The sequence below is a fragment of the Nocardioides allogilvus genome, assembly GCF_003047285.1.
Lineage (GTDB): Bacteria > Actinomycetota > Actinomycetes > Propionibacteriales > Nocardioidaceae > Nocardioides > Nocardioides allogilvus.
In genome coordinates this window covers 1-11,001 of the sequence record NZ_PZYX01000022.1, presented here as the reverse complement: position 1 = coordinate 11,001, position 11,001 = coordinate 1, and the positions used below count along the sequence as shown (strand labels likewise).

11 protein-coding genes are annotated in these 11,001 nt (G+C 72.9%); 6 read left to right on the top strand and 5 right to left on the bottom strand.

Annotation, left to right across the window (positions count from 1 at the left end):
* The first annotated feature begins 106 nt into the window (after positions 1 to 106).
* Positions 107 to 1,174 carry a mannose-1-phosphate guanylyltransferase gene (locus tag C9J87_RS19105; RefSeq protein WP_107706337.1) on the top strand — a complete coding sequence of 356 codons (1,068 nt, stop codon included), beginning with the start codon at positions 107 to 109 and terminating at the stop codon, positions 1,172 to 1,174.
* Between the two features lie 18 nt (positions 1,175 to 1,192).
* Here C9J87_RS19105 and C9J87_RS19100 read toward each other — a convergent pair whose 3' ends face one another.
* The 3 genes from C9J87_RS19100 to cofD form a co-directional block, all read right to left on the bottom strand.
* A complete protein-coding gene (locus C9J87_RS19100) occupies positions 1,193 to 1,930 on the bottom strand; it encodes a DUF3105 domain-containing protein (protein WP_107706336.1) in 738 nt (245 codons plus the stop codon).
* Between the two features lie 63 nt (positions 1,931 to 1,993).
* Complete coding sequence (gene cofE / locus C9J87_RS19095) at positions 1,994 to 2,953, bottom strand: coenzyme F420-0:L-glutamate ligase (protein ID WP_107706335.1); 960 nt, start codon at positions 2,951 to 2,953, stop codon at positions 1,994 to 1,996.
* A 7-nt stretch (positions 2,954 to 2,960) separates the two neighbouring features.
* Positions 2,961 to 3,977 carry a 2-phospho-L-lactate transferase gene (gene cofD, locus C9J87_RS19090; RefSeq protein ID WP_010833820.1) on the bottom strand — a complete coding sequence of 339 codons (1,017 nt, stop codon included), beginning with the start codon at positions 3,975 to 3,977 and terminating at the stop codon, positions 2,961 to 2,963.
* Positions 3,978 to 4,142: 165 nt separating this feature from the next.
* On the opposite strand from cofD, the gene C9J87_RS19085 reads away from it, so the two are divergent.
* The 3 genes from C9J87_RS19085 to C9J87_RS19075 all read left to right on the top strand — a co-directional run bounded on the left by C9J87_RS19085 (position 4,143) and on the right by C9J87_RS19075 (position 8,743).
* On the top strand, positions 4,143 to 4,400 hold the full coding sequence (locus C9J87_RS19085) for a WhiB family transcriptional regulator (protein ID WP_010833819.1): 258 nt from the start codon (positions 4,143 to 4,145) through the stop codon (positions 4,398 to 4,400).
* A gap of 94 nt (positions 4,401 to 4,494) precedes the next feature.
* Positions 4,495 to 7,392 (top strand): glycosyltransferase family 2 protein, encoded by a 2,898-nt coding sequence (locus C9J87_RS19080; protein WP_107706334.1) that lies wholly within the window; start codon positions 4,495 to 4,497, stop codon positions 7,390 to 7,392.
* Positions 7,385 to 8,743 (top strand): DUF5719 family protein, encoded by a 1,359-nt coding sequence (locus C9J87_RS19075; RefSeq protein WP_107706333.1) that lies wholly within the window; start codon positions 7,385 to 7,387, stop codon positions 8,741 to 8,743. Before C9J87_RS19080 ends, C9J87_RS19075 begins: the two co-directional genes overlap by 8 nt.
* Before the next feature lies 1 nt (position 8,744).
* Here the strand turns inward: C9J87_RS19075 and C9J87_RS19070 are convergent, their stop codons facing one another.
* On the bottom strand, positions 8,745 to 9,176 hold the full coding sequence (locus tag C9J87_RS19070) for a metallopeptidase family protein (protein ID WP_107706332.1): 432 nt from the start codon (positions 9,174 to 9,176) through the stop codon (positions 8,745 to 8,747).
* Positions 9,177 to 9,226: 50 nt separating this feature from the next.
* Between C9J87_RS19070 and C9J87_RS19065 the strand changes: the two genes are divergently transcribed.
* Together C9J87_RS19065 and C9J87_RS19060 are read left to right on the top strand one after the other, a co-directional pair.
* A complete protein-coding gene (locus C9J87_RS19065; RefSeq protein WP_036491095.1) occupies positions 9,227 to 9,583 on the top strand; it encodes a DUF3499 domain-containing protein in 357 nt (118 codons plus the stop codon).
* 8 nt (positions 9,584 to 9,591) lie between these two features.
* Positions 9,592 to 10,257: a DUF402 domain-containing protein gene (locus C9J87_RS19060; RefSeq protein ID WP_036493212.1), complete on the top strand. Its 666-nt coding sequence runs from the start codon at positions 9,592 to 9,594 to the stop codon at positions 10,255 to 10,257.
* Here the strand turns inward: C9J87_RS19060 and C9J87_RS19055 are convergent.
* Positions 10,233 to 10,745, bottom strand: a complete 513-nt coding sequence (locus C9J87_RS19055) for a GNAT family N-acetyltransferase (protein WP_036491093.1) — start codon at positions 10,743 to 10,745, stop codon at positions 10,233 to 10,235. The two genes, C9J87_RS19060 and C9J87_RS19055, sit on opposite strands and share 25 nt — an antisense overlap.
* Between the last annotated feature and the right edge of the window lie 256 nt (positions 10,746 to 11,001).

Sequence of the window (11,001 nt, the reverse complement as noted above, 5' to 3'; positions counted from 1 at the left end):
TGGCTCCATCACTACAATCACCACCGCGGCCACACCGCACTCAAAGGCAAGTCACCCGCCGACCGCGTGCCCAACCTGTCCGGACAGAACACCTAGGGTTGCGGCCATGATCGAGCATTTCTGGGCCGTGGTCCCCGCCGGTGGTGCGGGCACGCGCCTGTGGCCGCTGTCCCGGCAGGACTCGCCGAAGTTCCTGCACGACCTGACCGGCAGCGGCCGCACCCTCATCCAGGCCACCCATGACCGGCTGGCCCCGCTGGTCGAGGACCGGATGCTCGTCATCACCGGGCAGGCGCACCGGGCGGCCGTCACGGCCCAGCTGCCCGAGCTCGACGCGGACGCGGTGGTCGCCGAGCCCTCGGCGCGTGACTCGATGGCCGCGATCGGGCTGGCTGCGGCCCTCCTCGAGGTCCGCGACCCCGATGCGGTGATGGGTTCCTTCGCCGCCGACCACGTGATCACCGACCCGGAGGCGTTCCACGCCGCCGCCGCCACGGCGGTCGAGGCGGCTCGCGCCGGCTGGCTGGTGACCATCGGCATCGAGCCGACCCACCCCGCCACCGGGTTCGGCTACATCCGCGTCGGCGACGCGCTCGACGACGTCTCGGGTGCCTTTGCCGTCCGGGAGTTCGTCGAGAAGCCCTCGGCCGAGGTCGCAGCGGCGTACGTCGCCGACGGCTGTCGCTGGAACGCCGGCATGTTCGTCGTACGACCCGGAGTGCTGCTGGACCTGCTCGCGGAGCAGGACCCCGACTTCGCGGCCACCCTGCGCGCGATTGCCGCCGACCCGTCGACCCTGGCCGAGCTCTGGTCGACGCTGCCCAGGATCGCCGTGGACCACGCCGTGGCCGAGCCAGCGGCCGCCGCCGGCCGCGTGGCGGTCGTCCCGGGAACGTTCGGCTGGGACGACATCGGCGACTTCGCCTCGCTCGAGGGCCTTCTGGTGGGCGACGACGCGGTGACCGTGCTCGGCGACGCCGGGCTCGTGCGGACCATCGACGCCAGCGGCCTGGTCGTGCCCCACGGCGGTCGGACGGTCGCCGTGGTCGGGCTGCAGGACGTCGTGGTCGTCGACACCGGCGACGCGCTGCTGGTCACCACGCTCGAGCGGGCGCAGGACGTGAAATCGATCGTGGCCGCCCTCAAGGAGGACGGCCACGGACACCTCACCTGAGGTGCGTCGTTCGAGGACTCAGATCGCGTCCGGCTCCGGGGAGTCGGTGTAGGGGTACTTCTTCATGAAGTCCTCCAGCGCCGCGCCGCTGGGAGCCGAGCAGTACTGGAAGACACCGACCTGCTTGTCGGCCGCGGACTCGCCGGCCCCGCCGACCGACCAGTGGGTCATCGCGACGTGCTCGTCACCGGGGAAGGGCTCGCCGTCCTCGGAGGTCCACGGCACGGCCTTGAACTTGTTGCGGTAGTTGGCGTTGTCGTCGAACTTGGAGGCGATGCCGCGCAGGTCGTCCATCATCGCGTCGCTCTCGGCCACGGTCGCGTCGTACCAGAGGATCGTGTAGCCGTGCTCCAGGTTGTGCACGAGCTCGCCCACGTCGGGGCGGTCGCTGCTGGTGTAGAGCTTGCGGTCGATCGTGTCCCACACTCTGTAGTGCTGGCCGAAGGCCGGGGGCGAGTCCTCGTAGGAGATCGGGGTGCCCGGGTCGACGTGCTCCTGGGAGCCGTTGGCCTTCTTGGTGGTGATCTCACCGCAGGCGTCGGCCGCCGCGCCGATCTCGTCGAGCCCCTGCTCCTCGAACCCGCGCAGGTCGTACCAGTCCTTGATCGGCTGGTAGGCCGCGGCGCCGACGATCAGCAGGGCGATGGTGGCGCAGATGCCGACGATGGCGTAGCCACGCCGCTTCTCGGCACCCTTCTGCTTGCTGCGGATGGAGTCGATGACCGCCTGACGGTCGGTCCTGTCCTTCTTGGCCACGGTCGGTGAGTCTCTCGAAGTCGGTGGGCTCGCCCTGTGTTCAGGCGGGGTCGGGGGCAGAGTCTACGGAGTCGTCGGTGAGACGTGCGCCACCACTCCCGAAACGCCCGGCAGCCACGCGTCCAGGCGCCAGCCGTGCGCGAAGCAGACGGCCGCGACGGCGCGCTGCTCGGCGGCCGCGGGCAGCGTGAGGGTGCCTTCGGCGTACGGCGACGCGCCGCCCACCACCCGGGAGACGGCCGCCGCCAGCTCGTCGGCCTCGACGGGCCGGCCGAAGGGCGCCCGGTCGTCGTCGGCGCCGATCAGCGCCCGGACGACGGCCTCGCGGGCGCCGTACGCGAAGAGGTCTGAGCCCTCGGGCCGGATCAGCGAGCCGGCACCGGGACCGTCGTCGCCGATCGCAAGGACGAGGTCGGCGCGGCCGCGCACGACGGCGACGGGCCGGCCGGCGAGCTTGCCCTGCACGAGGTCGGCGGCGCCGGCGATCTCGTCGGCGACGGCCGGCAGCGTGACGGCGAGGTCGTTGCCGTAGCCGTCGACCCGGCCGGCGAGGTCCACCGTGACGCGCAGCCCGGCCGCACCGATGGCGATGTCGGTCTGGCCCTCGCGCCACGCCCGCCCGGCGGTGTCGGTGATGACGACGCCGACGTTGGCGCCGGTGAGCTCGTGGAGGCGCGCACGCAGGCCGCGCGCGCTCGCGTCGGGGTCGAGGGGCAGCAGCACGATCGAGCCGGCCGTGACGTTGGAGGCGTCGATGCCGGCGGCGGCCATGGTCAGCCCGAGCCGGTTGCGCACGATCGTGGTCGGGCCCCGGCGGGCGACGACCCGGACGGTCTCCTCGGCGAGTGCGCCCTCGCGCTCGCCGAGCCGGACCCGGCCCTCGGCCTTGCTGACCACCTTGCTGGTGACGACCACGACGTCGCCGTCGCGCAGGGTCGTAGCGCCGACGACCAGGGCCGCGAGGTCGGACGCCGGCGTGATCTCGGGCAGCCCGTCGGGGGCGGTGACCTCGAGGTGCGTCACGGGGTGCTCACGCGGGACGGACCAGCTCGATCGCCGCGGCCGCCATGGCCGCGGTGGCGTCGTGGTCCGTCATCATGAGGGGTACGGCGACGCACGCGATGCCCGCGGCCTCGACCGTGGCGACGTGGTGGGCGTCGGTCTCGTCGACCAGCCAGGCGTCGAGCACGCCGCCGGTGGCGCGCGAGCCGTAGTGCTCGGCCACCGCGGCGGCGGTCACGTCCACGCCGATGGCGGTGAGCACCTGGTGTGCCATCCCGCGCACGTGGGTGTCGCCGACGATCGGGGAGAGGCCCACGACCGGGGCGCTGGTGGCCGTCAGGGCGGCGCGGATGCCGGGCACGCCGAGGATGGTGCCGACCGAGACGACCGGGTTGGACGGCGGCAGGATGACGAGGTCGGCGTCGCCGATGGCCTCGAGGACGCCGGGTGCGGGCGCCGACTGGTCCAGACCGACGAAAGCGAGCGCCTCGGCCGGAACCTCGGCGTGCAGGCGCACCCAGTACTCCTGGAAGTGGATGACGCGCTTGCCGCTCGGGGCCTCGGCGTCGGCGATCGCGACGTGGGTCTCGACCCGGTCGTCGGTCATCGGCAGCAGCCGGACGCCTCCCCAGGAGGGGGCCGTGCTCCAGCGGCGACACAGGGCCGCGGTGACCTCGGAGAGCGAGTATCCCGCCTCCAGCATCTGGCTGCGGACGAGGTGGGTCGCGATGTCGCGGTCGCCCAGTCCGAACCAGGTCGACTCGACGCCGTACGCCTCGAGGTCCGTCTTCGCGCTCCAGGTCTCGTCCTTGCGGCCCCACCCGCGCTCGACGTCGATGCCCTCGCCGAGGGTGTACATCACCGTGTCGAGGTCGGGACAGACCTTCAGGCCGTGGATCCACAGGTCGTCGGCCGTGTTGGCGATGACCGTGACCTCGGCGTCGGGGGCCACCCCCGGCAGGGAGGAGGTCGCGATGCCGTGGAGGAGGCCCTGGAGGAACCGCGCACCGCCGGTCCCGCCGGAGAGAACAGTGATCTTCTGCATGCGACCAGCCTGCCCTACGGCTCGTGGCCCGGACGTCCGAGTCCCATGGCCCGTTCGGGCCATAGCAGATTCGGGCTTGACTTCATGGGTACGACAGGCATGTAATTCCCATAGTGTTGTTCATACGAACAACGTGCACCGCCAAGGGTCGAAAGGGCGAAAGCCATGAGAGCAGAACTGTTTCTCCTTGAGCCGGACGCCGAAGACATGGGTTGGCAGGACCGTGCGCTCTGCGCGCAGACCGACCCAGAAGCCTTCTTCCCGGAGAAGGGTGGGTCCACGCGTGAGGCCAAGAAGGTCTGCCTGACGTGCGAGGTCCGCAACGATTGTCTCGAGTCCGCACTGATGAATGACGAGCGCTTCGGCATCTGGGGCGGTCTCTCCGAACGGGAGCGTCGCAAGCTGAAGAAGCGTGCAGTCTGAGTCGCAGCACCGAACACCAGTCGCGCCCCGGGTCGTCCTCGACCCGGGGCGACTGCATTTCAGGGCGTGACCGCCTGCTCGCTAGGGTGCTCCGGTGACCGTCACTGCCCTGCTCGTCAGCCACGACGGGGCGCGATGGTTGCCCGCGGTGCTCGACGGGGTGGCCGCCCAGCACCGTCCGGTCGACGCCTTCGTCGCCGTCGACACCGGCAGCCGCGACGACAGCGCCTCACTCGTCCGCGACGCCTGGGGTGAGCAGGTCGTGCACGTCCTCGACAGTGCGACCACCTTCCCGCAGGCCGTCCGTGCCGCCCTCGCGACGCTGCCGCCGCTGTCCCCGGACCCCGCCGGCGACGACGAGTGGATCTGGCTGCTCCACGACGACGCCAACCCCGATCCCGACGCCCTGCTGGCCCTGACGCTGGCGATCGAGGAATATCCCGACGCTGACATCCTCGGTCCCAAGCTGCGCGAGTGGCCCTCCCTGCGGCGGCTGCTCGAGGTCGGCCTGACGATCACCGGCACCGGGCACCGCGAGACGGGGCTCGAGCGCGGCGAGTACGACCAGGGCCAGCACGACGAGGCCCGCCGCGTCCTCGCGGTCAACACCGCCGGCATGCTCGTACGCCGCCGCGTGCTCGAGGAGCTCGGTGGCTTCGACGACGAGCTGCCGATCTTCGGCAACGACATCGACTTCGGCTGGCGCGCCGCGCAGGCCGGCCACCACACGATGGTGATCCCGCAGGCGGTCGTCTTCCACGCCGAGGCGGCACACCGCGGCGTGCGCCGCACGCCTCTCACCGGACGGCACACGCACTACCAGGAGCGCCGGGCCGCCCTGTTCACCATGCTCGCCAACGCCCCGCGGCGCTGGCTGGCCTGGCAGGTCGTCCGGCTGTTCTTCGGCTCGCTGCTGCGCGTGCTGGGCTATCTCGTCGTCCGCTCGCCGGGCGAGGCGCTCGACGAGCTCGCGGCGGTGCTGTCGGTCTACTCGCGCCCGGGACACCTGCTCGCCGCCCGTCGCGCGCGCGTCGACCGGCGCCGTGAGGAGTCCGACGCCCGCTCCCTGCTCGCCCCGGTGTGGCTGCCCTACCGCCACGGCCTCGACTTCGTCACCGACCTCGCCGCAGCGGCGACCAACCAGGCGGCCGACGTCGCCGAGCGTCGCCGGGCGGCCAAGCTCGCCGCCGAGCCGCCGGCCCCCTCGGGCGCCGGGTCCTCGCGTGCGCCCGCCGACGAGGAGGACGAGTTCCTCCAGGACTCCGGGATCGTCGCGAAGTTCGTCACCAACCCGGTCGCGATGGCGCTCACCCTGTTCGCCGTCCTGGCCGTCGTCGCGGCCCGCCCGGCCTTCGGCACGATCACGGGCGGCGCGCTGTCGCAGGTGCCGGCCGACGCGGCCGACTGGTGGCGGCTGCACGTCGAGACCAGGCACCCGCTCGGCACCGGCACCGACGTGCCCGCGCCGGCCTACGTCCTGCCCTTCGCCCTGCTCGCGACCCTCTTCGGCGGCAGCACGGGCGCGGTGGTCTCGACGCTGATGCTGCTCGCCATCCCGTTCGCTGCCTGGGGCGCCTGGCGCCTGCTGACGGTCGTCGGCCACCTGGTCGACACCCGCGACCTGCCGCGGTGGGTGCACGTCTGGGGTGCCGTCACCTACGGCCTCGTGCCGGCCACCTCCGGTGCCTGGGGCGAGGGTCGGTTCGGCACGGTCGCCGTCGCCGCCCTCCTGCCGTGGGCCGCGCGTGCCGCCCTCGGGTTCGCCGACCCCGAGCGCGACGGCCGCTGGCGCGCCGCGTGGCGCACCGCCCTGCTGGTGGCGCTCGGCGCGGCGTTCGTGCCCGGTGTCTGGCTCTTCGCGCTCCTCGTCGCCGCCATCGTGTTCGGTGCCGCCGCCTTCGTGGCGCCCCGGCTGCTCAAGGACCGCGACGCGTGGGGCCCGCCGGTCGTCTCGCTGCTCGCGGTGCCCGTGCTGCTGGCGCCGTGGCTGCTCCCGCTCATCACCACCGGGTCCGCGCCCGGCCTGCTGCTCGAGGCCGGTCGGCTCCCGGGCGATCGCGTGGACTTCGTCGGGCTGGTGACCGGCCGGCTCGGAGACGTCGGGGCACCGTGGTGGCTCGGCGCGCTCCTCGCCGTACTCGCCGTCATGGCGCTGGTGCCGCGCTCGACGCGCGTCCCGGTGCTCGTCTGCTGGCTGGTCGCGCTCGCCGCGGCCCTCGTCGTCGCCGTCCTCGGCTGGGTGCGGCTGTCGCTGCCCGTGACCGAGACCCGGCCGAGCCTGGGCTTGTTCGTGGTGATCCTGCAGGGCGTCGCCGTGATCGCCACCGTCATCGGCGCCGAGGCCTGGCTCCGGCGCCTCCACGACGGGCAGGCACACCCGCTCTGGCAGCGGGGCCTCGCCGTCCTGCTCGCCGTCTTCGCGGCGGCCGTGCCGCTCGGCGGTCTCGGGTGGTGGCTCGTGGACCAGGACGACGCGCTCACGCGCACCGAGCCGACCGTGGTGCCGGCCTACATGGAGCAGAGCTCGCAGCTCGGCGACGAGCACGGCGTGCTGGTCCTCCGCGGCTCGGTCGAGACCGGTGTCGACTACCGCGTCCGTCGCGGCGACGGTGTCACCCTCGGCGAGGACGAGATCCTGGCGCTCGCCGATGTCGACCCCGACTTCGACGCCCAGGTGCGCGCGCTCGTCTCGGCGCCCACCGCGAGCGTCGTCAAGGCACTCGGCGATGCCGGCATCGAGTACGTCGTCCTGCCCTCGCCCGCCGATGGCGCCGTCGCGGCCGGGCTCGACGCCACGGCCGGGCTCGACCAGGCCAGCGCCGAGGACCGCTCGACCCGGGCCTGGCGGGTCGACCGCCCGCTCGCCGCCGCCGATGTCGAGAGCCGCACCTCGGTCTTCCGGATCCTGCTGCTGGTCGTGCAGGGCCTGGCGATCCTCGTCGTGCTGGTGCTGGCCGCCCCCACCCTGCGGAAGGCGCGCGAGGATGACTGACCGTTCCCGACGTTCCCTGCCGACCGGCCGCCTCGGACCGCTGGAGATCCTCGCGATCGTCGTGCCGCTGCTCACGGTCGCCGCGCTGGCGCTGGTGCGACCGCTCGACGATCCGTCGACCACGCACCCGCCCACCGACGTGCCGCTCACCCGCGCCACGCTCGTCTGCCCGCCGGCCCTGCCGGGGGCCCGCACCGTGGGGCTCGCCAACGCCGACGGCGTCGCCGGTGACGTCACGCTCCGGCTCCCCGACGAGGACGAGGTCGCGCTCGACGGCACCCGTCGGCTGGGCCGGGCGGACGCCGTGGTGGCGCAGGTCGAGGGCGACCTCGCCGCCGGGTTCCTCGGGGTGCGCTACGGCGCCGCGTCGGCCGTCTCGTGCAGCGCGCCGAAGCCCGGGCAGTGGTTCACCGGTGTGGGCGCTGCCCCCGAGCACTCCTCCACGCTGGAGCTGGTCAACCCCGACGGCGGACCGGCCGTCGCCGACGTCACCGTGCTCGGGCCGGACGGCCCACTGGACGTCCCCGCACTGCGCGGGGTCACCGTGCCGGGCGGGCGGACCATGCGGTTCGAGCTGGCCGACATCGTGCCGACCCGTGAGGAGCTCGCGCTGCAGGTGCTCGTCTCGCGTGGGCGGCTCGGCGTCGACGTCGTCGACCAGGTCGACGAGCTCGGCCGGGGCGCGCGCAGCTGGGACTGGCTGCCGTCCCAGAGCGAGCCCGGCACGTCGGCGTACCTCCTCGGGATGGGCGGCAAGACGGGCGAGCGCACGCTCGTGCTGGCCAACCCCGGGACGAGCGAGGCGCGCGTCGAGCTCAAGGTCATCACCAAGGAGAGCGAGTTCGCGCCGGCCGACACCGACGAGATCCGCATCGCGCCCGGCTCGACGCAGACCGTCGAGCTCACCGACCTGCTGGGGAGCCGCGCCGCCCGTGGAGCGCTCGGGCTGCGGCTCGACGCGTCCCAACCGGTGACCGCCTCCCTGCGCACGCTCGCCGGCGGCGACCTGTCGCACGCGGTGGCGGGGGAGCGGGTCGCTGCGCGCGCCGCGCTCGCCCTGCCGCGTGGGGCGTCGCGGCTGGTGCTCTCCGGCGCCGACGGAGTGGGCGTGGCGACCTACGTCGTGGTCGATGCCGACGGCAAGGAGATCGCCCGCGAGCGCGTCGAGCTGACGCCGGGCATGGCCAGCCGGCTCAAGCTCCCGCGCAACGGAGCGGTCCTGGACCTCCGGGTGGACCGGTCGGGGGTCGTCGCCGCGCTCGAGGTCGGACCGCCCGGACTGGCGGTGCTGCCGCTGACCACGCTGGCGGTGGCCGGCCGGGTGCCGGACGTGCGGCCGGCGCTGCGCTGACTCAGCCCTGGTCGGTGTAGCGGGGGTCGACGTCCTCGGGCGGCAGGCCCAGGAGCTCGGCCACCTGCTCGACGACGAGCGTGAGCACCATCGCCTCGAGCTCGGCGCGCGTCTCGCAGCGGTGCTCGATCGGTCGCCGGAAGAGCACGAGCCGGCTCGCCTCGCCACCCGCGCCGCGGATCAGCGACGACAGCGGGACGGTGTCCTCGCCCCAGTCGTCGGGCAGCAGGGGAGTGTCCTCGACGGCGTACTCCACGATCCCGAGTTGGCGGTGCCAGCGGGCGTCGACCTCGGTGACGATGTCGAGGACGAGCCGGTCGAAGCGTTCGCGCCGGGTCGGTCGCTCCGGCACGCCCGGGTCGCGCGGGACGATGCCGGGGCCACGCTGCCCACGGCCACGACGGTCGCGGGTCAACCGCCTGGCCTCAGTCACGACCGCGAGCCTAATCCGAAGCGGACGACTCGGCGGGTAGCGTCTGGCGCGTGAGTCTCCGTCGCTGTTCGCGCACTGCCTGCGGGCGCAGCGCCGTCAACACGCTGACCTATGTGTACGCCGACCAGACCGCCGTCCTCGGACCGCTGGCGACCTACGCCGAACCGCACGCCTACGACCTGTGCGAGCTCCACTCCGAGCGCCTCTCCGCGCCGCGCGGCTGGGAGGTCCTGCGCCTCGCCTCCGACATCAAGTCCCGCGGCCCGAGCTCCGACGACCTGCTCGCCCTCGCCGACGCTGTCCGCGAAGCCGCGCGCCCGCCCGAGCCCGCCCCGCCGATGCACTCCGCCGACGACCCCCGCCTCGGTGAGAAGCGCGGTCACCTCCGGGTCTTCAGCTCGGAGTGAACCGTCGCGTGCGGCGCCCGTCCGGCACAGCGCCGTACTGGCCTGTCGGCACGCAGGTCATGTGGCGGGAGGGCTCCGGTCCGCTGGGCACGGGTGACCCGGTCCTGGACACGTCCGCTCCGCACTTCGCGCAACCGGTCACGGTGGTGCGCGACGACGCTGCCGGACTGGTCGTGTGGTTGCCGGTGGGCACGCCGGTGCTGCGGGCCGCGCGCGCCGATGGGCGGGGCAAGCGCGATGACCCCGGCACTCTGTTCACGGCGCCGGTCGTCGCGGAGACGGAAGTGCACGCACGCCACGACCAGCTGCGGATCGCGCCGACCGGTCGCCCGTGGTCGGTGTGGCTGTTCTTCGTCTTCGGAGAGTTCGTCGGCTGGTACGTGAACCTCGAGCGTCCCCACGTCCGCGACTCGACGACGCTCTACACGAGCGACCACGTGCTCGACGTGGTCGTCGCGCCCGACCGAACGGCGACGCTCAAGGACCAGGACGAGCTCGCACTCGCGGTGTCGCAGGGAGTCTTCACGCCGGTTGTCGCCGCGGCCATCGAGGCCGATGCTGCCGACGTCCTTGCGATCGTGGCCGACTGGGGCCCGCCGTTCTGTGATGGGTGGGAGCGCTTCAGGCCGGATCCGGTCTGGTCGGTCCTTCACGACGGGTGGACGAACGAGTGACAGGCAATGCCGTCGAAGTCCTCTGTCCCGTCCTCGACGAAGCCGGCCTTCTGGAGCACCCTGACGCTGGCGTCGTTCCCGACTGCGGCGATCGCCCTGAGCTGCGCGCCGTCTGCGTGTGACAGATGCCAGCCCACCAACGCCTCGGCGATCTCCGTCGCGAGCCCGCGTCCGGTGTGGCTGCGCCGAATCACGAAGGCGAGCTGTCGAACGGCGTCGTCGCCACCGAAACCCGCTCTCCCGACCACACTGCCCTCGGCGTCTGCGAGGCGCCACTTGGTCCATCCCCGAGCAGCGTGCTCGGCGATGTAGCAGCCGACGAGCTGCTCGGTCTCGGCTCGCGACTCTGGGCGGCCGTGGCGCACGAACCTCATGGTCTCGGGGTTCGAGTGCACCTCGAGCAAGGGTCCGACATCGCCGGGGAGCCACGATGTCAGCGTCAGCCTGGGCGTTGTCAGCACGACATCACGGAGATCCACGGATCTCATGCTCTCATTCTCAGGTGTGCGTCGGGAGCCGCTCTCGGCGGTTGAGGAGGTCGCGCAGCGACCGTCACGAAACCCCGCAAACTTTTTGAAATTCTTTTTCCCCAGACCCCCCGGAATCGGCTGTTTCGGGGGTCCGCTGTCGGTGGTCCCTGCTTGGATTTTCGTATGGCGACCACGACCCGCAGCAGCACCGACACCTTGCCGGAGACCCCGGCGCAGGTGCTGGTCGCGCTGCGGGCCGAGCAGGACCAGCGCC

Excerpts from the sequence above, each read along its gene's own strand:
- C9J87_RS19105 (WP_107706337.1), top strand. The coding sequence starts at position 107 with ATGATCGAGCATTTCTGGGCCGTGGTCCCCGCCGGTGGTGCGGGCACG.
- cofD (WP_010833820.1), bottom strand. The coding sequence starts at position 3,977 with ATGCAGAAGATCACTGTTCTCTCCGGCGGGACCGGCGGTGCGCGGTTC.
- C9J87_RS19085 (WP_010833819.1), top strand. The coding sequence starts at position 4,143 with ATGAGAGCAGAACTGTTTCTCCTTGAGCCGGACGCCGAAGACATGGGT.
- C9J87_RS19075 (WP_107706333.1), top strand. The coding sequence starts at position 7,385 with ATGACTGACCGTTCCCGACGTTCCCTGCCGACCGGCCGCCTCGGACCG.
- C9J87_RS19055 (WP_036491093.1), bottom strand. The coding sequence starts at position 10,745 with ATGAGATCCGTGGATCTCCGTGATGTCGTGCTGACAACGCCCAGGCTG.